We start from the raw sequence: 22675 nt of genomic DNA on the forward strand, positions 1-22675 counted from the left end.
GAGGTCACGGGCAACGGTTTCCTGCGGCATATGGTACGAAACATGGTGGGCACGCTTCTCGAGATCGGTCGGGGCCGGCGGCCACGCTCATCCATCGAAGAGCTGTTCGTCTCTCACGATCGTACGGCCGCGGGGCCCACGGCACCGGCGAAGGGTCTTCATCTGGTGAGAGTGGACTACTGAGCGACCGATGACCATTCGCCTGCGCGGAATCCGGCACCACAACCTCAAGAACATCGACGTCGAGCTTCCCGTCGGGAGTCTCGTCGCGGTGACGGGCCTGTCGGGATCGGGCAAGTCGTCCTTCGCCTTCGACACGCTCTACGCCGAAGGACAGAGACGTTACGTGGAAAGCTTCTCCACCTACGCGCGTCAGTTTCTCGACCGGATGGACAAGCCAGACGTCGATTCCATCGAATCGATTCCTCCTGCCATCGCGATCGACCAGAGCAACCCGGTGAAGAACTCGCGCTCCACCGTGGGGACGATGACCGAGATCAACGACCACGTGAAACTGCTGTTCGCGAACCGGGCGACGCTCCACTGCAGCGGATGCGGGAAAAGAGTGGAGAGCGACGATCCAGGCTCCATCGCGTCCAAGCTTGCCGTTCACCAGGGCCGGCGCGCCCTCGTGTGCTTTCCTCTCTTGGTGAGTGCCAAGCTGGACGCGGCGCAGGCCCTCGCCCAGCTGCGCGAGCTCGGGTTCTCGAGGGCGGTTCGCCCCGATGGAACCGTCGAGCCGCTCGAACCGATCGGTCGAGACCGGGTGCTCGTTCTCGTCGATCGGCTCCGCCTGGGCGAGCGGGCACGGGAACGGCTTCTCGACTCTCTCGCCCAAGCGCTCCGGTACGGCAAGGGCGCGCTCAGCGTGTTCGTCGAGACACTGGGTGAGCTGAAATTCAGCGACCGCAGGCACTGTCCCCAGTGCGACATCGTTTACCGCAAAGCGGTGCCGAATCTCTTCTCGTTCAACAGCCCCCTCGGCGCCTGCGCGGCCTGCCGGGGTTTCGGCCGAACGATTGGCATCGACATGGATCTCGTCGTACCCGACCCGCGGCTGAGCCTGTCCCAAGGGGCAGTCAAGCCGTGGACCACGGACAGCTACTCCGATGGCCAGGACGACCTCATGGCCTTTTGCCGTCGCCGCGGCATTCCCGTCGACGTCCCTTATCGCGAGCTCGGCGAAGAGCATCGGCGCCTCGTTCTCGAAGGCGATGGGGACTTCTACGGGATCCGGGGATTCTTCGAGTGGCTCGAGAGCAAGACCTACAAGATGCACATACGCGTGCTGCTCTCGAGGTACCGGAGCTTTCGGCCCTGCGCCGCTTGTCATGGTACGCGGTTCTCGCCGGAGACGCTTCTTTATCGGCTCGACGGCAAGACCATTGCCGAGATCTACGCTCTCGACGTGTCCCACGCGCTCGAGCTCTTCCGGGAGCTCGAAAGGCCTGAGGACGACCCGATGTCTGGGCTCATCCTCGGGGAGATCGTCAACCGCCTCGACTACCTCGAACACGTCGGTCTCCGTTACCTGACCCTGGACCGGCAGTCGAGAACGCTATCGGGCGGCGAAGTCCAGCGGGTCGATCTCACGACGGCGCTCGGCTCTTCGCTCGTCAACGCGCTCTACGTTCTCGACGAGCCCTCGATCGGCCTTCACCCGCGGGACACGAACCGCCTCATGGACATCCTGAGCCGGCTTCGAGAAGCCGACAATACCGTCGTCGTCGTGGAGCACGACCGCGACGTCATCCGGCGCGCCGATTACGTGCTCGACCTCGGCCCCGGCGCCGGTGAAGCCGGTGGCGAGGTCGTCTATTTCGGTGAGACCGAAGGTCTCCTCTCCAGCGCGGAGTCCGTCACCGCCGAATATCTGTCGGGCAGGCGCGTCATTCCGCTCCCCGAGAGGCGACGACGTCCCGTGGCCAGCATTCACGTGCGGGCGGCGCGCAAGAACAACCTGAAGGGAATCGACGTCGAGGTTCCCCTGGGAGTTCTCACTGCGGTGACGGGAGTGTCGGGCTCGGGAAAGAGCAGCCTCGTTCGAGACGTGCTCTTCCAAGGGTACGAGCGTTTGCGGCGCGGTGGCCGACTCGCGCCCGAGGTTTGTGACGGAATCGACGATCTCGAGCACATCCGGGAAATGGTACTCGTCGATCAGGCACCGCTGGGCCGCACGCCGCGAGCCAACCCTCTCACTTACTTGAAGGCGTACGATGCGGTTCGACGATTGTTCGCCTCGACCGCCGAGGCCAGGCGCGCGGGATTCGACTCCAGCACCTTCAGCTTCAACGTCGATCGCGGCCGGTGTCCCCTCTGTTCCGGAGACGGCTTCGAGAAGGTCGAGATGCAGTTCCTCTCCGACGTCTACGTCACCTGTGAGGCCTGCAAGGGCGCGCGCTTCAAGAAGGAGGTCCTCGAAGTTCGATACCGTGGCAAGAACGTCCGAGACGTTCTCGACATGACGGTCGCCGAAGCCATCGAGTTCTTCTCGGATCGGAAGAAGGTGAAGGCGCCATTGCAGACCCTCGCGGGAGTCGGCCTGTCCTATCTCCGTCTGGGCCAGCCGTTGAACACGCTTTCCGGCGGGGAAGCGCAACGGCTCAAGCTCGCCGGCGAGATGACCGAAAGCCGCCCCGACCGGGTCCTCTTCCTCTTCGACGAGCCGACCACCGGTCTTCATTTCGAAGACGTCCGCGTGCTGCTCGAGGCGTTCGAGAAACTCCTCGCCGAGGGCGCGTCGATCCTGGTGATCGAGCACAATCTCGACGTCATCAAATGCGCGGACTGGATCATCGACCTGGGCCCGGAGGGCGGGGAAGCAGGCGGAACGATCGTCGCCGTGGGGACCCCGGAAGAGATCTCCCGGAGCGCGAGCTCTCACACCGCCAGGTTCCTCGCTCCCCGCCTTCGCAACGAGTCCACGCCGATCGAGCCGTCGCCATTGAGGCGAGCCCCGGCTGCCCCCAAAGAGATCCAGGTCCGCGGTGCGCGCCAGCACAACCTGAAGGCCATCGACGTCGACATCCCCCGCGACAAGATCGTCGTGGTGACCGGCCTCTCCGGTTCGGGAAAGAGCAGCCTCGCCTTCGACATCCTGTTCGCCGAGGGACAGAGACGGTTCCTCGAGAGTCTTTCCGCCTTCGCTCGTCAGTACATTCAGGTGCTCGACAAACCCGAGGTCGACCTCGTGAGCGGCATTCCCCCCACGATCGCCATCGAGCAGCGGCTGACCCGGGGGGGAAAGATGTCCACGGTGGCGACCGTCACCGAGATCTATCATTACCTCCGGCTGCTCTACGCGAAGCTCGGCGTACCTCATTGCATCGACTGCGACGTTCCGATCGCGCCTTCGACCGAGGACCAGATCGTCGCCGACATCCACGCCCGGTTCGGCGATACGAAGTTCTCGGTCTTTGCGCCGCTGATACGGGCGCGCAAGGGGGCTCACCGCGAGGTGATCGAGCGCGCGCTGAAGGACGGTTTCAAGAAGCTCCGGATCGACGGGGTGGTGGTCCCTACGTCCCGGGCGCGTCCTCTCAGGCGCTACGTGGAGCACGACATCGAGGCGCTCGTTGCCGAAGGCTCCTCACCGGCTGCGATCCAGCGTGCGCTTCGTGTCGGCCGGGGAGCGCTCCTGGTGCTGTCCCGGCGAAAGAGCCGCTACTACAACGTGAATCGCGCGTGCCCGAAGTGCGAGAGAAGCTACGAAGAGCCCGACCCTCGGCTGTTCTCCTTCAGCAGCCGCTACGGCGCCTGCCAGGGGTGCGGCGGGCGTGGCTCGCTCACGAGCTTCTCCGACGAAGCGCTCGTCCGCGACTCCTCGAAGAGTCTCGGCGAAGGAGCCCTCACCATCCTCACCGACGCGCCTCGAACCCTTCCCGGACTCATCCGGACTCGCCTGACGCGCCTGGTGAAGGATCTCGGCATCGACACCCGGCGTCCCTGGCGTCGCATCGCCCTCACCAAGAGAAGAGATCTCCTGCGGTCGTTACGGAAGTCGCTGGAGCCCGCGTATGAAGCCGCGCGCGGGGAAGCCCGCGAATTTCTCGCGCGGTTCCGCATGGAGCATCCATGCCCCAGGTGCTCCGGCGCTCGCCTGAACGAAGTGGCGCGGGCGGTCAAGCTTGGAGGCGTCCCGATACAGCGGGTCGCGGAGATGACACCCTCGGAAGCGCTCGCCTGGCTAGGTGCCGTTACCGAGAGCGAAAGCTCTCCACGGTTCGAAAAAGTGGCACGGCCCATCCTGAAGGAGCTCGAGCCGAGACTCTCGCTCCTCGGCGAGGTGGGACTTTCGTACCTGCAGTTGTCGCGACCGGCCACGTCGCTCTCGGGCGGTGAGGCGCAGCGGTTGCGCCTCGTCGCCCAGCTCGGCTCGCGGCTCCGAGGCGTGTGCTACGTTCTCGACGAGCCGACGATCGGCCTTCACGCCCGCGACCATCGTCTGCTCCTGCGGACGCTCCGCTCGCTGGCCGACGCGGGGAACTCCGTCGTCGTCGTCGAGCATGACGAGGAAACCATCCGCAGCGCCGATCACGTGATCGACCTCGGCCCGGGGGGAGGGCGCGAGGGCGGTCGTATCGTGGCCGCCGGGACTCCCGAGGAGGTCATGTCTCACGAGAATTCGCTGACGGGACGTCTCTTGAGACGACCTCCCAAGTCGCGGCGAGCCACTCGTTCTTTGGACGGAGTCGATTCCGTCGTCGTCCGCGGCGCCCGAGCCAGAAACCTCAAGGATATCGATGTCCGTTTCCCCCTCGGACGGTTGAACGTCGTCACCGGCGTCTCGGGATCCGGCAAGAGTACTCTCGTTCACGACGTGCTCTATCGAGGGATCCTTCGCACGAGTGGCAGCGCTACCCTGCCCGGCGAGCACGACGACATCCAGGGTGTCGAAGCCATCGGACGGGCTCTCGAGGTCGATCAGAGCCCGATCGGGAAGACGCCTCGATCGATCCCCGCCTCCTACGTCGGTTTCTTCGATGAAATCCGCAAGCTCTTCGCCTCGACTCCGGAGGCCCGGGTACAGGGTTATGCCGCCGGCCGGTTCTCTTTCAACGTCAAGGGCGGTCGATGCGAGGTCTGTCAGGGCCAGGGGACGATCAAGATGGAGATGAGCTTTCTGCCGAACGTCTCCGTTCATTGCGAGCGCTGCGAGGGACGCCGGTACAACGAAGAGACTCTCGGCGTGACGTTTCATGGAAAGAACATCCACGAAGTCCTGGAGATGACTCTGGCGGAAGCGGAATCGCTGTTTCGGCCAATCCCCGGCATCCACCGACCGGTGCGCTTGTTGAACGAGATCGGGCTCTCTTATCTCACCCTCGGCCAGCCCTCGAACACCTTGTCGGGTGGAGAAGCTCAACGTATCAAGCTCGCCTACGAGCTGGCGAAGCCTAGTGGTACTCCCACCCTCTACGTGCTCGACGAGCCCACGACCGGGCTCCATCTCGCCGACATCGAGAAGCTCGTCGCCGTGCTACATCGACTCGTCGATCAAGGTCACACGGTCGTTGTGATCGAGCACAATCTCGACGTGATCGCCGAAGCCGATTGCATCATCGACCTGGGTCCCGAGGGCGGGCACGAAGGCGGCGAGCTCGTCGCCTGGGGCCCGCCCTCCGAAATCATCCGTTCGCAACGTTCCTACACCGCAAGGTTCCTGCGTGCCCGCTTCGACGAGGGGCGAATCTCGGCGGCGTCTTGACAGCTCAGACGAAACAGAAGAACAGGACCATGAAGGCGAGAAGAGAAACGACGACTCCAGTTTCGTCCAACTCCAACCTCCAGAAAGTCGATTTCGTGTTCATGGTGCGATGGCCTCCCTTCGACTCCCTTTCCACTTCGATGCGATCATCGCAAAATCCAGTCTGGCCGTGGTTACCGGAAGGAAACGCGCTGGTAACGAAGTCGTAAATTTTTCGCCTTTTTCACATCGGCATTGGCGATAATACCGCCGTGCCACGTCTGGCCCTCTTGCTCCTCGCCGTTGTTTCCGAGCCAGCGACGCCGCACTCGACAGAAGCACGACGCCCGGATCCCGCTCTCGTGCTGCTGGTGGCCATCGACCAGTTCCGTTACGACTATCTTCCGCGCTTCGATGACGAGTACACCGGCGGTCTCCGTACGCTGCTGGACCGGGGAGCGACTTTCGTCAATGCCCATCTCGAACACTACCCGACCGTGACTGCGGTAGGGCACGCCACGATGCTGTCCGGTGCGACACCGGCCACGAGCGGCATCATCGGAAACGACTGGTACGATCGCGAGACCGGCGCCCGGGTCACGAGCGTGTCGGACGGGGACGCCCGGCTGCTCGGCGCCGACGGGGAGGGCGCCTCACCGCGAAGGCTCCTGGTCAGCACCGTAGGCGACGAGCTCAAGCGCAGCGGTTCTCCCACGTCGAAGGTCTTCGGCATCTCGCTGAAGGATCGCAGTGCCATTCTGTCCGCGGGCCGGATGGCCGACGGTGCGTTCTGGTACGACCAGAAAAGCGGCGCGTTCGTCAGCAGCGACTATTACTTCACCCGTCTTCCGGCCTGGGCCCAGGAGTTCAACGAGACACGCCCGGTCGAACAGTTCGCCGGCCGGACATGGGGCGAAGGATCGGCGCTACCCTCCGAGGCGGGTGCCCGCCTGAACGCCGCCGTCTTCGACAGCCCCTTTGGAAACGACCTCCTGGAACGATTCGCCGAAGTGCTGATTCGCGAGGAGAAGATTGGACAGCGGGGAGTCATTGATGTCCTGACGATCAGCTTCTCGTCGGACGATGCCGTCGGCCACACCTTCGGGCCGGACTCCCCTCAGGTGCACGCCGTCTCGCTCGCCGTCGACCGCACCCTCGGCAGGCTGTTCTCGGCCCTCGACGCGACGCTCGGCATGGACCGGGTGCTCGTCGTCCTCACGGCGGATCATTCGGTCAGCCCCCTGCCCGAGGTGCTGGAAGCGCAGCGGATGCCCGGCGGACGCGTGCGGGGCGATTTCTTCGCCGGGGCCCGGCAGGCGCTCGAAGCCCGGTTCGGACCGGGAGAGTGGATCGTTGGCACCGCGGGAACGTCACCGTACCTCAACTACCAGTTGATGTCGGAGCGGCGCATCGACCCGGCCGAAGCCGAACAGATCGTCGCGGCGGCGATGCGCAAGCATCCGCAGGTCGCGCGCGTCTACACGCGGCAGCAGATCCTCGACGGACGTCCCGCCTACGACGTCATCGACGCCCGCGTGCTGCGCAGCTTCCACGCCCGGCGCTCAGGCGACCTCGAGATCCTGCTCGATCCCTTCTGGATTCGCAGAGAGTCCGGAACCACCCACGGTTCGCCCTACAACTACGACAGCCACATCCCGCTCGTCTTCATGGGCGCCGGCATTCGGCCGGGTCGCTACTACGCCGCTGCCGCGCTCAACGACGTTGCGCCGACCCTCGCCGCCCTTCTCGACATCGAGGTCCCCGCCGGCTCCGTCGGGCGAATTCTCGCCGAGATCTTCGATGAGTAGCTACGCCGGACGCCTACCCTGTTGCAGCAATTCCAGCTCACCCGTCAGGAGCGGCCACCCTCTGGAAATGACGTACTTGAACCAGTAGCCCGCCAACAGGGAGGTCACGATCGCGATCAGCACGAGCGCCACGAAGAACGTCTGGTTGATGATTCCGAGATCGAAGGCAACGGTGGCCAGCACGATGCCTGGTCCGCCACGAGTATTCATCGCGACCGCCAGGTTGAAGCTCGATAGCCAGTCCTTCTTCGCCAATCTCGCCGCGACCAAGGTTCCCGCCGTCATGAACACACTCGCAAACATCAGAAATCCGAGGAAGAACATGAAATCGAGATGATGCACGAGGTCGAGCTTCAGCCCAACGATGGCGAAGTACAAGGGAATGAAAAAAGCCAGGCCGATTTCTTTGATGTGCTTCTTTGCCTCGCCGAATCGATCCCGGGGCATGACGCCGATGACGATGCCGGCGAGGAAAGCTCCGAAAACGATGTTGACATCCAGCACGCTGGCGGTTGCGGAAAAGAGAAGACAAATGAACAGAACGTAACCGGAAGAAGAAGACTTGATGAGGAGATTGTACCGAAAACCGTTGGTGAACCGGATCAACCGGGGCATGACCGAAAGCGCCAGGGCAAAAAACACGATGGTGATCACCACCGTGGAAACGATGTTCCCTATGCCCAGGGTGGTGGCGCTCACCAGCCCTGTGGCAATGGCGAGAGCTATCCACAGAAAAACATCGTGGATCGTGGCCGTGGCCAGCACGATCTTCGCGAATCGGGTATGGATGATATCCAGATCCAGGAATATCTTGGAGATCACCGGAATCGACGTCACCGCCACCGCGATGGCGATGACGATCTTCAGGGCGGGCATGTTGGCCTTCGTGCCCAGGTAAGGCGAAAAGTCATAGAACGTCGGGGCCATCCATCCGGCGAGGAAGGGAACGACCGTGGATCCCAATAGAATGGCGAGAATCATCCTTCGGTCTTTCTTATCGACGGACTTCTCCAGCTCGAAACCGGAGATGAACATCAACAAGACGAGACCGAACCAGTAGATCATCGAGATCAGCTTCCCTTCCGCCTGGAAGGCATTGAAGATCCAATTGTGGGCATCTGGCCAGATGAACCCCAGCCCGGTGGGACCCAGCAGCAAGCCGCCGAAGATCTCACCGATGACCCTGGGAAGGGCGAACCTCTGAAAGAGATATCCGAAGAAGTGCGCCGAAACGAGCAGGAGCGCAATGGCGAAAAACGTCCGGGTCAGTTCCAGGTTGGACAAAGTGACTGTTTCCGAAACGCTCATGAGCTCAGAATCTCCTCGGACTCAACGTGAATACACCGATACGAAGGGATGCCTAGCCAGACGCTAGGTCTGCTCAGTGGGTATGAGCTTGGAAGGGTTGGGAAGAATCCTCGCTTCCCATGGAAGCAGCCCTGATTATTTTATACCGGCTTTTTCGCCTTTATGTCAAATCGCAAATAAAGGATCCTACCCGCTACAATCTTTATTGCTCATGCTGAAGGCCGTCACCGAGTTGTTCGACCGCTTGAATCGTGAGCGCATTCCTTATTGTCACTGGAAAAGCAATCGCAGTTTGGACCGAGCACTTGCCGGTCGAACGGATCTGGATCTGCTGGTCGACAGGAGCCAGAGCGTTCGCTTCAAGCAAGTCCTCTGCGAGCTTTCGATCAAGCCCTTCGTCTCGGAGAGGGCCAAGCGCTACGCCGGTCTGGAAGATTACCTTGGATTCGATGAAGAAAGCGGGCGGCTCTTCCATCTTCACGTTCACTACCAATTGGTCCTCGGCGAGCGACACGTGAAGAACTACCGCTTGCCGCTCGAAGAATCCTTCCTCACGAATCCCCTGGTGAAGGCCGGAGTCAAGATCCCCCGTGCCGAGCTCGAGCTGATCCTGTTGTGTATCCGCGGCCTGCTGAAGTACCGAGTCCGGGACTTCGTCAAAGACGGATTGGGGCTGGGTTCGCCGGGCTTGACGAGAGATCTCCTGGAGGAGATCGAGCACTTGCGCGGGAAAAGCTCGGCCGACGGGGTGAAGAGCGCGCTGCACCATGAATTCTCGCTCGTTTCGCCGCGCATCGTACTGAGTTTCCTGGACCTCGTCACCCGCAAACCGCGGGCGGCGGCGGCGGTGTGGAGCCTCCGGTTCCAGTTGAGGCGGGAGCTCAAAGCCTATCAGCGGCAGGGGCGTCTTCGAGCCAACGCGGAGTACCTGGGAATTCTCGCCACGAGACGCTTGCGGCGGTGGCTTTCATTCGCACCGGCGAAGAAGGTCCCGGTGACGGGCGGGGCGGTGATCGCCATCGTCGGGGCAGACGGTGCGGGCAAGAGCACGATGGTCGAAGAGCTCCAAACCTGGCTGTCGTGGAAAGTCGATACGCATCGGTGTTACATGGGCACGGGGACGCATCTTCCGCTCCTCTCCCGGCAGCTTCGGCGCGTCTCGCGTCTCACGTCGCGGGTCCATCGGATCGCGGTTCGGCTCCTGGGCGAAGGAAACGCGGTCGCGAAAGCGCTGCGGTCGCCTCATTTCCTGGCCGAATCGCTGTTTCACATCTCGGTTGCCGCCATGCGCGCTCGCCGTCATCGCGTGAGCCGCCGAATGGCCGCTCAAGGGTCGCTGGTACTCACCGATCGCTATCCGCTCGCAGGGATCTGGAAGCACATGACCGGCCCCGTGGCCCCGATGGATGGTCCTCGCATCGCGTGGCTTTCGAGAAATGGGACCCCCGGCCGAGCCGAAGCCTACCTCGCCCGGAAGGAGGAGGCCTTCTACGACACGATCGGGCCGCCCGATTGCATCGTCCTACTTCACGTCACCGCCGAGACCGCGCTCCGACGCAAGCCGGACCACGATCCGGCTGTGGTCAAAGCCAAGCTTCTAGCCGTCGAACGGTTGGAGCGCAGTGCTCTCCACATCATCGACGTGGACTCGAATCGTCCGTTTGCGGAAACGCTGATGGCGGCCAAACGGGGCATCTGGGCCCGCCTCTGAGCCACGCCGTCGAAAGCTGCGCGAGCGAGAGACCATGTTATCCTTTTTCGATGAGCTCGGATCCCGTTTCGTCGCTCCAGAATTTCCTGGCGGCGGTCAGCATGCAGCACCCCATCGTTTCCTTCATGATCCACTGTCTGCTCGCGGCAATCCTTGCTCTGGCACTGGGCGGTGTCTACACGAGATACGGAAGCGCCATATCGAACCGACGGCTCTTCGCCCGAAGCTTCCTGCTCATCAGCCTGACGACGCTTCTGTACGTCTCGATCGTGAGATCGTCCGTAGCTCTCGCGCTCGGAGTCATTGGCGCCCTGGCGATCGTGCGATTTCGAGCCGCGATCAAGGAACCCGAGGAGCTCGTCTACCTGGTTCTCGCCGTCGGAATCGGCCTGGGAATGGGCGCGGAGCAAGCGGTGCTCACGATCTTCGCGTTCGCCGTCATGTTGAGCGTAGTGGTCATTCGCGGCGAATTGCGCCGACCGGATCGACCAGCGAACTTGCACGTGATCCTGTTCGGCCACGACCCGAGCCAGGTCAAGCTCGCGACGCTCATCGAGACGGTGACCCGAAACGCAGCGGCGGCGGAGCTGAAAAGATCCGACGACACCGGCGGCCGTCTCGAAGCCACCTTCCGGGTCGATATGGCGGGAAGCGAGCAACTCTCTCAGATGAAGTCCGCGCTGAAAGAGCTGAGCGACGGAGTGAAGGTGAGCTACCTGAACGACCGCAAAATGACCCCGGGAACAGCCGTTCGTTGAAGCTTCGCTTCCAGCTGGGCCGCGACTCTGAACCCCTCAGCGGACGCTGGCCTTGCCGAACTCCACCCCGTAGAGAATGTCTTTCACGTTCTTTCGGCTGGAGACGGCTTCGACCCCGTCGACGATAACCGACGACGACTCCTCGACGAGAAAGGGAATCTCGACCGCCTCCATCCTCACTCCGCGGGCGTTGATGGAGGCCGGCCCGAACTCAGCCTTCTTCACGTAGGCGGTAAACCCAATGGTCGAGCGGGACAACGTGATGTTCTCGAGGATCATCTCCGAGGAATCCTTGCTCGCCACCGCCAGCTCGGCATTCCGGATCTCGACGTCCCAGGCGCGCATCACGCTGTGCTCCCCGACGCTCAACGCTTTGTCCTCCGCTCCGTCGATCACGACCTGACGAAGCTCGATCTGGCTGCCGGAGACGTCGATTCCATCGTTGCCACAGCCTCGAAGCATCGTGTTCTCGATCGAGCCCCGGCTGAAATCGGCGTCCAGGGCGTCGGCTCGCGGCCGGTCGAAGAGGGAGTTACGAATCAGGAACTCGGAGCGAATGATGTTCAAGCCGTCTTCCGAGCCGTTCTCCACGAACCGACAGTCGGTGAACTCGACGGGTGATTCGTAGAACGTAATCGCGCCGGTCAGCGTCCAACCGAGCTGGTTCGGATTCGATAGATTCCGAAACGTAACGTGGTTCAGCTTCGATACCTCGCCGGCGCTGAGGACGACGAGGCCCTGCCCCGTCCGGTCGCTCGACTCGATCACGATGGGCTCTTCCTCCGAGCCCAATAGATAGAGTGGGGAGTACGAAAGAACGGCCGCCGAGCTCCTCAAATCCAGGTGAAAGCCGCCGTGGGAAACGACCCGCAGTCCCGGGGGGATGACGAGGTTTCTCGGCAGTTGCCACTCTCCGGGTTTCAGAAACAACGTGCCCGAGGATTCGTCGACCTCCACGAACTCGAACTCGCGGTGATTCGGCTCCTGGCGCACGAGATCCCGGCGCACCGGACCGCCCTCGTAGGGCCAGGGAAGGACATCGATCGGGAGCCGTGTCGTTGATCCCAGAACGCTGGCGGAAAGAACCCAGGGTACGACGAGGCCCGGCGCAACCTCGGGAGATTCGCCGAGAGCGGGGAATGAGACTCGTTCGAAGCGGCCGTACGCTTCCTTCGACGCCGGGGGCAGGACCGCCGGGCTCACCGGCTCCAGAACCACACCGCCGCGCGACAGGGACAGGATCTCCATGGGCACGGACACGAGATTCTGTATCGAAAGAACGACTCGATCTCCGTCGCCCGCATGCCGATAGGCTTTCAACGGCCGACTCGGTGCCAAGGTCCTCCGGATGGTCTCGGCGTTCTGGAAGAAATAGTCCTTGGAGAAGGAGTAATAGGAGTATTGCTTGTGCAGAATCGCGAGCTTGGCATCGAGCTCGCCGTCGATCTCGGCGAAGAACCCATCCAGGTACTCGGGACTGGAGATCCTCTCCAGCTCCCGAACGTAGAGGCGGTAGAAGTCGGGATCGTCGAAGAGTCGTCGATGAAGCTCGACGTCTCGATACGAAAGCCCGAGCCCCGACGTGTCCCTCGACTCACCCCAGATCCCTCGTATCGGCCTATAGAAGTGAACGTCCCACTCCCGTCCCACTGGATCGAAACGACCGCTGACTGGATTGAGGTAGAAATGCATGTTCGCAGGTAGAAGTTGATGAAACCCGCCCACGAGATCCACGATGGCGTAGAACTTCGCCATTTTCTCGAGATCGAAGACTCTCGCGGGAGGGATCTCGCCGTCGAGGAAAGCATCATAGGTCTCCTGCAGCAGCGCCATCTGACGCTCCATGTTGGGGTCAACGAGTGCCTTGTCCTTGTCGAACACGGGAATGGACCTCGTCGGCTTGAACAACAACCCTTCACGATGCCGGTTGTGCTCGATCATTCGCTTGTCGAAAGCTTCCTCGAGGAAGTAGATCCCCTTGTGGGCCCCGTTGAGCGTCACGTCGACGAAATCGGTTCGTAGGGCAATCAGGTCCTCTCTCACGTGGAGCTTGTGGCAGACCCACTCGTAGATGCCGTAGCGGGTCTTGGGGTGCATGAGGTTGAACTTCTTCATGCCGAAGACCGTGTCTTCTCCCTTGGTCTTGACCCGGAGCGACCACTTATCCGAATTGACGTGATCGACCAGAGTTCCGTGCAGCTTCACTTTGACGTCGTGGACTTTGCCATTCACCGTGAGGGTGGCACCGACATAGCTCGCATCGGGTATCTCATCGTTGATGAAGGCGATCTCGCGAACATAGGCAAGCTGTTGAAGGTTATCGAGACTGATGTCGATGGTCATCGATTCGACCGGTGCCGCGAAGCCTTTCACGTAGTTGACGGGCATGGCCAATCCGGAATCGATGACATAATGGACGATCTGTTCCCACCCTTGAATCCGGTGATCTCGATGAAGCGTCGCGCCGTAGTAGACACAGGAAAGCGCCACGGCGGCGAGAGATCCGATTCCCAGGAGAACGGCGAGGAGCTTGGCGAGCAATCGATGACGGCGGAGGTAGCCGAACGGGCGGGCCGTCCTACGCCATACCGAACGGTCGTCAGGCTCTTTTACGTACATTGCGGACCCCCCAGTCCTGACGTCGAAAGGCCTCAACCGGCGGGCGCCGGTGGTATCGGACCCCTCGATGTTCTGTCCCCATCTTTACACTAAGGCAACTCTTCTCACATTGCCACCGTTTTTCTCGAAACGAGCCGCGACCAGTGAAGCTCTTGAAATCAATGGCGTTATACCTCTGCGAAGATAATGCTTTGCTAACTCGCGACTTTCGTATACATTAAGAGCTCCCCCCAAAAAAAAGCACCGATCTGTGGAGCGTCGCGAGCACTCCCCCCTCCTCGTGACGGCTGTTGTTGTCGGCCATGAACGAGAAAGTGAACATTTTGGGCATCGGTGTAAGCCCGATCAACACCTCGAAAGCCTTGAGGACGCTCGACGAGTGGATCGAGAAGAGGGAAAAGCATTACGTCACTATCACGAGCGTACACGGCATCGTCGAGAGCCAGAGCGACCGCGAGCTGAAACGTATCCACAACCGCGCGGGAATGGTGACTCCCGATGGGATGCCTTTGGTCTGGCTCAGTCGGCTCCAGGGGTTCGCAACGGTGGACCGGGTTTGCGGTCCGGAATTCCTTCCCGCTGTCTGCGAACATTCGGTGAATCGCCGATACCGTCACTACTTTTACGGCGGCAAGGACGGAGTCGCCGACCTTCTGAGAGACGGTTTGACGAGACGATTCCCCGGGCTCGAGGTCGTCGGGACTTTCTCGCCGCCGTTTCGAGCCCTCACCGAGGAGGAGGATCAGCGGATCGTCGCCACGTTGAACGAGGCCAATCCCGATATCGTTTGGGTGGGCCTCAGCACACCAAAACAGGAACGCTGGATGGCCGCCCACGCCGACCGACTCCAAGCACCGGTCCTCATTGGCGTGGGGGCGGCTTTCGATTTCAACGCTGGACTGCTGAGGCGAGCGCCCCGGTGGATGCAGCGTAGCGGGCTCGAATGGCTCTTCCGTCTGAGCATGGAGCCTTCGCGATTGTGGAAGCGTTACCTGCGAAACAATCCCCAATTCCTTTGGCTGGTCTTTCAGCAAATGCTTGGTTTGAAGCGATTCGAGTACGAAGTCTAGCGGCGTTCCAACCCGGTCCGCTTGCCAACCCGTGTTTTGCAGCATCTTGAAGGGGGAAGGATGAGAAGAGCACTCGTTTTGGGGGCCGGAGGTTTCATCGGTGGTCATCTGGTGAAGAAGCTCGAGAAGGAAGGCTACTGGGTTCGTGGGGTCGATTTGAAATTCCCCGAGTACGCCGCAACCCATGCCAACGATTTCGTCATCGCCGATTTGAGGGATCCTCAATCCTGTCGTTACGTCGTCGACCAGCCGTTCGATGAGGTCTACCAGCTGGCTGCCGACATGGGTGGAGCCGGGTTCGTTTTCACCGGAGAGAACGACGCCGACATCATGCACAACTCGGCGATGATCAATCTGAACATTCTGGAGGCCTGCCGACGAAGGAACGTGAAGAGAATCTTCTACTCATCCTCGGCATGCATCTACCCCGAATACAACCAGCTGGATCCGGAGAACCCCAAGACCGACGAGGCTTCTGCCTACCCCGCCGATCCCGACAGCGAGTACGGTTGGGAAAAGCTCTTCAGCGAGCGACTCTATCTCTCCTTCCACAGAAACTATGGTCTCGACGTCCGGGTGGCCCGCTATCACAACATCTTCGGCCCCGAGGGGACCTGGACCGGCGGCCGAGAGAAAGCTCCCGCCGCGCTCTGCCGGAAAGTGGCGGGAGCGCCCGACGGCGGAGAGATCGAGATTTGGGGAGACGGGACCCAGACCCGGTCCTTTCTGTACGTGGACGAGTGCGTCGAGGGCACGATGCGCCTCCTTCGCTCGGACTGGACTGGCCCGGTGAACATCGGCTCCGAGGAGATGGTGAGCATTAACAAGCTCGCCGCCCTGATCATGGAGATCGCGGGCAAGAAACTGTCGCTGCGACACGTGCCCGGTCCCCAGGGCGTACGGGGCAGAAACTCCGACAATCACCTCATCCACGAGAAACTGGGGTGGCGGCCCAGCCTGCCGCTGGTCGAGGGGCTGCGGAAGACCTATCCCTGGATCGAACGGCAGGTGGAGCAGAATCGTGCCGGCGCACCCTACGCTACCGTGGATGTTTCCGCAGCTAGCTGAACTCGGGTACAGTCATCAGTGAGCTTCATCAAGGAAGGAGTCTCGAAATCATGAAATGGATCAAGATACTGCTCGCTCTTGGATGTTTCGGCTTGTTCATTGGCTGCGCCCAGGCACAAGATAGCCCGCCGGGACAAGCCGATGAGGAGGCGACCGAGACGGAGACCACGGAGACGACCGAAGGGAACTTCGAGGTACTCGATCCCGAGAACTTCAGCGACCCGACTCGAATCGACAACGCCTGGATGCCGATGAAGCCGGGGACACGCTACGTTTACGAAGGAACGACCATCGAGGATGACGGCACCGCCGTGCCTCATCGGGTAGTGATCAACGTCACCGATTTCACCAAGGTCATCGGTGGGGTTCGCTCGGTCGTGACCTGGGACCTCGACTACAGCGACAACAATCTCGTCGAGGCGGAGCTCGCCTTCTTCGCCCAGGACGATGACGGCACGGTCTGGCGAATGGGTGAGTATCCCGAAGAGTACGAAGACGGCGAGTTCGTCGCCGCGCCGACGTGGATCCATGGATTCGAGGAGGCGAGGGCCGGAATCATGATGCAGGCGAACCCGCAGCTAGGTACACCCAGTTACGCTCAAGGGTGGGGGCCCGCGGTCGACTGGACGGACCGTGGAATCGTCGATCAGATGGGCCAGCAAGTCACGGTACCCGCGGGAAGCTTCGACGACGTCCTGGTGATTGCCGAGGGCAGCGCGGCGGAACCGGATGCCCAGCAGCTCAAATACTACGCTCGGGGCGTGGGGAACGTTTATGTAGGCTGGAGAGGCGAGGGGGAAAAGACGAAAGAAACGCTGGAGCTGACACAGTTCGAAGAGCTCGACGCCGAGGCAATGGCCGAGGTCCGCGCGGAGTCACTGAAGCTCGAGAAGCATGCCTACGAAGTCAGCAAGAACGTCTACGCTCACACGCCGCCGCTCGAGCCCGCAGCGGGTGAGGAACAATAGGCCTAGGTCAAGACGGATCGGAAAACACGCTCGTACCGGTCGACGACGTTCTCGAGCAAGAAGTTCTCTTCGTAGAACGCCTTGATCCGGGCGCGATCGAAGACGATCCTGCCCTCGAGGACGTCTCTGACCTTGCGGATCAGTTCGTCCAGGCTCTTTACGACGAGCCCGAGCTGATGCCGCTCCAGCAGCTCGTCGGGGTTCACGAAGGAGATGACCGGGACTCCCCGTGACCACGCCTGGAGAAAAGTGTTCGGGAACCCTTCGTGCTCCGAGGTATTGACGAAGATCCGGGCATTGTCGAACTCTTTCTCCACCTCTCCGAAGGCAAGAAATCCCTTGAAGCGGAGATTGGGGATCGGGCGAGCGCGCGCCTCGACCTCGCGGTAGAAGGCGCTCTCGGTGGCGCTGGCTCGCGACTGCCCACCGATCATGACGAACGAGGCATCGGGTATTCCTTTGGCGAGCTCGAGCAGCCACTGGGGCCTCTTGCGTCTCAGGATCTTGGCGACCCAGAGAACATCGTGACCCGGCGACGACGAAGGCGCTTCCACTCGGCGAAACCCGTTATGGATGATGGGAGCGTCTCGACCGAAGTTCTCTCTCAGCGACCGCTGCTGCCAGCGGTTCTGCACGGTGATCGCGTCACACCGTCGTAAACCCCAGAAATACAGCAACCGGTCTCTCAGGTATTGGATCTTCACGCTCTTCGGGTCGAAATCGGGATCATCGGCCCCGGAAAAGACCACCTTCCTACCGGCTCGCCGCGCAAAATAGACGACCGGGGCGAGACGAAACGTGGCGCCCCGAACGAAGTAGAGATCCGCATCCGATTGAACAAGGGCCCGCCACAAACGAGTCAGCCTGGGGTGGACGAAGCGAAGGACCGGGATGCCCTCATCCGGCCCGTAGGTGGTGAAGACCTCGAACGGCCCTAACCGTTCCGTCTCTTCGCGGCCGTGTCTCATCGTGATGAAGGACACCGAGTAGCCTCTTTTCGCGAGCTCCTCCCCGATGAGGGCCTGCTGAAGCTCGGCACCTCCCATGAATCCGTGGTCGGTATCCTGCTTGAGAACGGAGTAGGCGTTCGGGGCGACGAAACAGATCCGAGCACCCCGTCGACCCTGCGGTCGGTCGGCGGGGTTCATGAGAGCTCGAACCGACCCCGGAGTCGCTATCGAGCGGCCTCGCCGTGGAAAAGGGGTCGGCCGGCCGCCACCTCGGCCCGCAAGACCTCCTGAATGAGATCACTGAGGAACCAGGGGGGGAGCTCGCCGGAGCGTCGGAGTGCCTGCTTCATGACCGCACTCCTGACGGGCGCGGCACCGGTCGAGTCGAGGTCCACGTACTTCTCTTCCCTTTGCTCATATCCTATCTCGTCGAAAAAGATGGGTGTTACGCCGATACCGCCCAGATTCTCGAAGAGGGCTTTCACGGCGTCGAGCGGCAAGCGTTCGTCACCGGTGCCACATTCCGGTCCCACCACGACATGGCTGCACCCATAATTCTTCAAACAGAGCGCTCGAGCGACGACGTCCCGGGGATTGGGGAAACGAGGTTGCGCGGGAAAACTGCCGAAGAGGATTCGCTCAGAAGGATAGCGACCGAAATCGAACATCGCCTGGAAGACGCTATGAACGACCTCGGGAAGGAATTCTCCCGGGCTCGCGGGCTCGATAGCGGCGGCGATGAACAGACCGTCGGCGTCTGATTTCTCCAGAGCGCTACTCTGAACGATCTCGTGTACCCGATGAGGGATGTTTCGCGTTTGGAAGCCGACGACGCGATTCCAACCCTTCTTGACGAAAACCGACCGAGTTTGCGCGGGCGTCAGAGTATAGCGCTGGTACGGAGAGGAGAAACGCTTGACGAGAGTCACGTCTCCGGCGAGGAATGTCCCGTCGACCGAGCGAAGCCTCCGGACCCGCGGGTGCTCCGCGGTCGTATTGCCGAACCAAGAGCGAGCAAGAGCGTCGACATCGACGGAAAATACCTCTCGAGCATCGACGATGGCGATGACTCGTCCCTGGAGGTTCGCCACCGCGACTCGGGTGCCGGGCCCGATTTTTCGAGCGCTCTCACGGCCGATTGGCAGGAGCACCGGCATCGTCCAGATCGTCCCATCGGGCAGCCGGTTGGACTCGAGCGTGGATTCCAGCGTCTCGCGGTCCATGAACCCGGTGAGCGGCGAGTAGGCACCGACACCAACCTGCTCGCAATCGACGAGAACCGAGTCGTCCACCAGGATAGTCTCCAGGCCCTTCGGATCGTCCGAGTCTCCCGGGCTTGCGAGGCGCTGGACCAAACGTCCTCCGTGAGGCTCGACGAGCAGAGAAATGGACGGAAGAGGGTCCAAGGTGAAGGGTCGTCGAAGGCTGGTCTTGTATTGGTGAATGATCTTCAACAGCATTCCCGCGCAACCGATGGGGAACTTCCCCGTGGCCGTCTCCCCCGCGAGAACCAGACCGTCGGCGCCGTCCACGAGAGTATTGAACACGTCGTTCACCTCGGCCCGAGTGGGGGCCGGAAGCGTGGTCATCGACTCCATCAGGTTGGTGGCCACGTAGACCTTTCGACCCGCGTCGTGAGCCCTGCGGATGATGCTCTTCTGCGCGGCGGGTATCTGTTCTATGGGAACCTCCCGGGACAGATCGCCGCGGTCGATCAGGATCGCGTCCGAGGCGCGGGCGATCGCCTCCAAATTGCGCAGTCCCGCACGACACTCGATCTTGGAGATGACCCATGCCCCTGGTCCGGCGGCGTGGCGAATGACATCGATGTCGGACTCGCGGTTGGCAAAGGACAGAGCGACGTGTCTGATTCCGAGCTCGCGCCCGATGGCGAGAATCTTGTGGTCCTTCTCGGTCAAAGGCGACATGCTGATATCTCGCTCGAGCGTCACCGCCTTGTTCTGAGAGATCGTCCCTCCTCGGAGAACGCGCATCGCCACCGCGTCGGGCTCGATCTCGATCACCTGGACGAGAACATCGGCATCGATGTGTATGAAGTCGCCGACGACGAACTCCGCGGTGATCCCCGGAGGATAGAGGTTGAGCTCACGGCTGTTTCCGGGCACGCGAAGCTCACGAGCGCGAATGATGCTGTTCTCCCGGACGCGAATCGTCCCCTCCACGAGGTCACCGGTTCGAATTTGAGCCCCCTCGGTGTCGAGGGACAGAGGCACCGAGGTGTTCCTCTGAACGAAACGAATGATCCTCGCCGCATCTTCGACCTTCGTGTGAGACAGGTTCAGCCGGAAGAGACTCACGCCGAGCTCGTCGAGACGCTTGATGATTCGCTTGTTGAGTGACGAGGGTCCCAGGGTGCAGAGTAGTTCTATGTTGGCGTCGTTCCGGTTTTCATTCATGAGCTGTCCTACCTATGGCGTATTTTTCCCATCACTTCTGTCCGCGAGCCGGCAGTCCATTGAGCGCTCTCACGAGTCCGGTTGCCGGCCGGTAGTAGACCTGCCGCACCAGGTAATCCACACAAGGGAGCATGCGCGGCGGTCTCGATTTGGCCCGCCGTTCCTTGAGAAGCTTCACTTCGTCATCGAACTCGGGGAACCTGGCCTTCTCTCTCGGCAACAGCTCGAACCGGACGAAGTTGTAGAGCTCCATGTCGAGCCTCTGCGTCTCTAGAATTCGATCTCGGTATCGATCGAGAATTCTCTGTTTCGCTTGCTTGTCGGAAGAGACGTTGACGATCCGATAGGAGGGCGCGACGAAGCGCGGCGCCAGTTTCTTGGAGAGAAGGACGAGAAACTCGTCGAATTGATCTGATAACCCCACCGCAAGATACCTTTGCGCCAGAATCTGCTTGGCGGCGGACAGGTCCTCCGAGCCGGCGATGAACCTCGTCTGCCGATTGGCTCGGTCTTTTTTGAAGAACAATTCGAAGGGGAGATATCCTCGCTTCGCCAGGTGTTGAAGGTATTGCGAAACGTACCTCTCGACCGGATCGCGCAGGAGCGTTATGTACCGGATTCCGGGAAAGACCGCGTCCAGATCGTCGTTCGGTCTCACCGAGTGCCCAACGATGCACTCGACCAGCGGATTGATTCTCCAGATCTTGATCATGTCGTCGGGTCCGAAGACCCCGTCCGAATGTCTCGATAGAGGTCTGACGTCACAGCAGCGCATGAAATAGTTGTAGCGAAGCACGTGAATCAGGCTGTTTCCGCCGGTACGAGTAATGTGCGTGAAGGCGAGGAGCGAACGATCGCGCAACTCGCGCGGATAGCGAGTTTTCCGGGATCCGTTATTCTCGAACATTCTCTCTCTCATTGCCGTGGCGGGACCCGCGATCGTCCGGCCGCCACGGCTCGGCCTTTGCGGCGCTGCGCGCCGATCTCGCGGCAGATGTCATGGCCACCGCTCGCCAGGCTGGGCTGTACTTTTTCATCAGCCTGACTAGATTTGCCTCGCGGCGGTGGAGGCGGCGCGACGTTCATCGGGCAGCGACCACGTGTGTCCCAGAGCGAGCCGATAGGTCTCCCGGAAACGCTTCGCGGTGTCGACCACGTCGAAGTGGCTTTCGACCCGCCGCCGCGCGTTCGCCCCCAGGGTCTCGCACAGCGCTTTGGAGCACCTCAGCTTGGTGACCGCTTCGACGATCGAGGGCGCATCGATCCGCCTCAGGAGCAACCCTTCTTCGCCGTCTCGGATCAAGTCGGGAACACCGCCGACCGCCGATGCGACGATGGGGAGCCCGGCTGCCATGGCTTCCAGGATGGCGATCGGCATTCCCTCGCCGTGTGATGGAAGAACGAAGATGCTGTTCGAGCGAAAGAATGCGTATTTGGCCGGGCCCGAGACCCAGTCTTCGCGCAGGCAGGCATCGCGGAGCTGGGGCGGCACATGGCGTCGAACGATGTCGCCGGGCACGGCGAGCAGGCGGAATCGCAGGCCGGGGAAGCGGGAAACCAACGTGGGGAGGGCTTGAAGAAGCTCTGGCAAACCCTTCCGAACCGTCTCGCTGCCTCCGAGGAACAAGACTTCGGGGTCGGGGCCGCCCTCTCCACCGGCGTTTTCCTGGCGCGCGGCAGCGACCTCGCTCTGAATCCGGCGCACGTCGACGCCGTTCGGCACGTAAACGACCAAGGCGCCAGCACCACTGAGCGAATCGAGAAACTCCAGATCTTCGTGACAGATGACGACGAAGACCCGGCTGCGACGCACGACCCACAGCATGAGTCTTCGCGAAAGCGAGCTGCTCTTGTCGTAAATCGCGCGGAAGGAAAAATGGAACTGCAGAACGCAAGGTACGCCGGCAAGCCGGCCTTCCAGAAGGTAGATCGCCGACTCCCAGAAGCTCCAATAGGGCGAGGTATGAAGGTGAATCAGCGAAGGTCGGCTCTTCCACAGCAACCAGGGAAAAGTGAGAACGTGTCTCAACGTGACACCGATCGCACGCAACATACGACCGAGCCCGGCGTTCCAGAGTGCCCCATAGCCGGTATTGTTGGTCACATTGGGTTTGTGAGGTCGGCCGGTGTTGAACGGTATCAGCTCGAAATCCGCGGCGAGGCTCGAGGACATCATTTCGAGTAGAAACGACGTGATGCCACCCACGCTCGGCGGAAGGATGCCGGCGACGACGACTGTCGGACGCACGCTGAGTGCTTCGGAATGCACGGCCCCCCTCGTTCCTATGTTTCCGATGGGATCGCCGAAGCCG

At 61.4% G+C, this 22675-nt stretch carries 14 protein-coding genes; 8 read left to right on the plus strand and 6 right to left on the minus strand.

Translation table 11 applies throughout. The features are described from left to right. The 3 genes from VEK15_25410 to VEK15_25420 form a co-directional block, all read left to right on the plus strand. A partial coding sequence (locus VEK15_25410; protein ID HXV64063.1) for a tRNA pseudouridine(38-40) synthase TruA occupies window positions 1-183 on the plus strand: 183 nt, incomplete at its 5' end. Window positions 184-190: 7 nt separating this feature from the next. Further along, complete coding sequence (uvrA, locus tag VEK15_25415) at window positions 191-5707, plus strand: excinuclease ABC subunit UvrA (protein HXV64064.1); 5517 nt, start codon at window positions 191-193, stop codon at window positions 5705-5707. A gap of 251 nt (window positions 5708-5958) precedes the next feature. Next, window positions 5959-7494 (plus strand): alkaline phosphatase family protein, encoded by a 1536-nt coding sequence (locus VEK15_25420; GenBank protein ID HXV64065.1) that lies wholly within the window; start codon window positions 5959-5961, stop codon window positions 7492-7494. Here VEK15_25420 and VEK15_25425 read toward each other — a convergent pair whose 3' ends face one another. Continuing rightward, window positions 7495-8802, minus strand: coding sequence for a cation:proton antiporter (locus VEK15_25425; protein ID HXV64066.1), 1308 nt, complete (start codon window positions 8800-8802; stop codon window positions 7495-7497). It abuts the gene before it with no gap. Between the two features lie 211 nt (window positions 8803-9013). Here VEK15_25425 and VEK15_25430 point away from each other — a divergent pair, with 211 nt between their 5' ends. Continuing rightward, window positions 9014-10513, plus strand: coding sequence for a hypothetical protein (locus VEK15_25430; GenBank protein ID HXV64067.1), 1500 nt, complete (start codon window positions 9014-9016; stop codon window positions 10511-10513). A gap of 50 nt (window positions 10514-10563) precedes the next feature. Next, window positions 10564-11271 carry a DUF4956 domain-containing protein gene (locus tag VEK15_25435; GenBank protein HXV64068.1) on the plus strand — a complete coding sequence of 236 codons (708 nt, stop codon included), beginning with the start codon at window positions 10564-10566 and terminating at the stop codon, window positions 11269-11271. A 36-nt stretch (window positions 11272-11307) separates the two neighbouring features. On the opposite strand, the gene VEK15_25440 is transcribed toward VEK15_25435, so the two are convergent. After that, on the minus strand, window positions 11308-13890 hold the full coding sequence (locus VEK15_25440; protein HXV64069.1) for a CotH kinase family protein: 2583 nt from the start codon (window positions 13888-13890) through the stop codon (window positions 11308-11310). Window positions 13891-14192: 302 nt separating this feature from the next. On the opposite strand from VEK15_25440, the gene VEK15_25445 reads away from it, so the two are divergent. Genes VEK15_25445 through VEK15_25455 form a run of 3 tightly spaced genes read left to right on the plus strand, consistent with a single transcriptional unit; the run spans window position 14193 to window position 16996 of the window. Beyond that, the gene (locus tag VEK15_25445) at window positions 14193-14960 is read left to right on the plus strand and encodes a WecB/TagA/CpsF family glycosyltransferase (GenBank protein ID HXV64070.1); all 768 of its coding nucleotides are present in this window, start codon (window positions 14193-14195) and stop codon (window positions 14958-14960) included. A gap of 60 nt (window positions 14961-15020) precedes the next feature. Next, window positions 15021-16028 carry an NAD-dependent epimerase/dehydratase family protein gene (locus VEK15_25450; GenBank protein HXV64071.1) on the plus strand — a complete coding sequence of 336 codons (1008 nt, stop codon included), beginning with the start codon at window positions 15021-15023 and terminating at the stop codon, window positions 16026-16028. Window positions 16029-16078: 50 nt separating this feature from the next. Further along, entirely contained in the window at window positions 16079-16996 is a 918-nt protein-coding gene (locus VEK15_25455) for a hypothetical protein (GenBank protein HXV64072.1), read from the plus strand. A gap of 2 nt (window positions 16997-16998) precedes the next feature. Here the strand turns inward: VEK15_25455 and VEK15_25460 are convergent, their stop codons facing one another. The 4 genes from VEK15_25460 to VEK15_25475 form a co-directional block, all read right to left on the minus strand. Then, entirely contained in the window at window positions 16999-18144 is a 1146-nt protein-coding gene (locus VEK15_25460; GenBank protein ID HXV64073.1) for a glycosyltransferase family 4 protein, read from the minus strand. 26 nt (window positions 18145-18170) lie between these two features. After that, window positions 18171-20363: a pyruvate kinase gene (locus VEK15_25465; GenBank protein HXV64074.1), complete on the minus strand. Its 2193-nt coding sequence runs from the start codon at window positions 20361-20363 to the stop codon at window positions 18171-18173. A gap of 31 nt (window positions 20364-20394) precedes the next feature. Next, a complete protein-coding gene (locus VEK15_25470) occupies window positions 20395-21270 on the minus strand; it encodes a hypothetical protein (protein HXV64075.1) in 876 nt (291 codons plus the stop codon). A gap of 138 nt (window positions 21271-21408) precedes the next feature. Next, the gene (locus VEK15_25475) at window positions 21409-22611 is read right to left on the minus strand and encodes a glycosyltransferase family 4 protein (GenBank protein HXV64076.1); all 1203 of its coding nucleotides are present in this window, start codon (window positions 22609-22611) and stop codon (window positions 21409-21411) included. Between the last annotated feature and the right edge of the window lie 64 nt (window positions 22612-22675).

The sequence above is a fragment of the Vicinamibacteria bacterium genome, from assembly GCA_035620555.1.
GTDB lineage: Bacteria > Acidobacteriota > Vicinamibacteria > Marinacidobacterales > SMYC01 > DASPGQ01.

Coding starts and splice junctions, on each gene's coding strand:
- VEK15_25430 (HXV64067.1), top strand. CDS start 9,014: ATGCTGAAGGCCGTCACCGAGTTGTTCGACCGCTTGAATCGTGAGCGC.
- uvrA (HXV64064.1), top strand. CDS start 191: ATGACCATTCGCCTGCGCGGAATCCGGCACCACAACCTCAAGAACATC.
- VEK15_25455 (HXV64072.1), top strand. CDS start 16,079: ATGAAATGGATCAAGATACTGCTCGCTCTTGGATGTTTCGGCTTGTTC.
- VEK15_25465 (HXV64074.1), bottom strand. CDS start 20,363: ATGAATGAAAACCGGAACGACGCCAACATAGAACTACTCTGCACCCTG.
- VEK15_25445 (HXV64070.1), top strand. CDS start 14,193: ATGAACGAGAAAGTGAACATTTTGGGCATCGGTGTAAGCCCGATCAAC.
- VEK15_25440 (HXV64069.1), bottom strand. CDS start 13,890: ATGTACGTAAAAGAGCCTGACGACCGTTCGGTATGGCGTAGGACGGCC.
- VEK15_25460 (HXV64073.1), bottom strand. CDS start 18,144: ATGAACCCCGCCGACCGACCGCAGGGTCGACGGGGTGCTCGGATCTGT.
- VEK15_25450 (HXV64071.1), top strand. CDS start 15,021: ATGAGAAGAGCACTCGTTTTGGGGGCCGGAGGTTTCATCGGTGGTCAT.
- VEK15_25435 (HXV64068.1), top strand. CDS start 10,564: ATGAGCTCGGATCCCGTTTCGTCGCTCCAGAATTTCCTGGCGGCGGTC.
- VEK15_25470 (HXV64075.1), bottom strand. CDS start 21,270: ATGTTCGAGAATAACGGATCCCGGAAAACTCGCTATCCGCGCGAGTTG.
- VEK15_25425 (HXV64066.1), bottom strand. CDS start 8,802: ATGAGCGTTTCGGAAACAGTCACTTTGTCCAACCTGGAACTGACCCGG.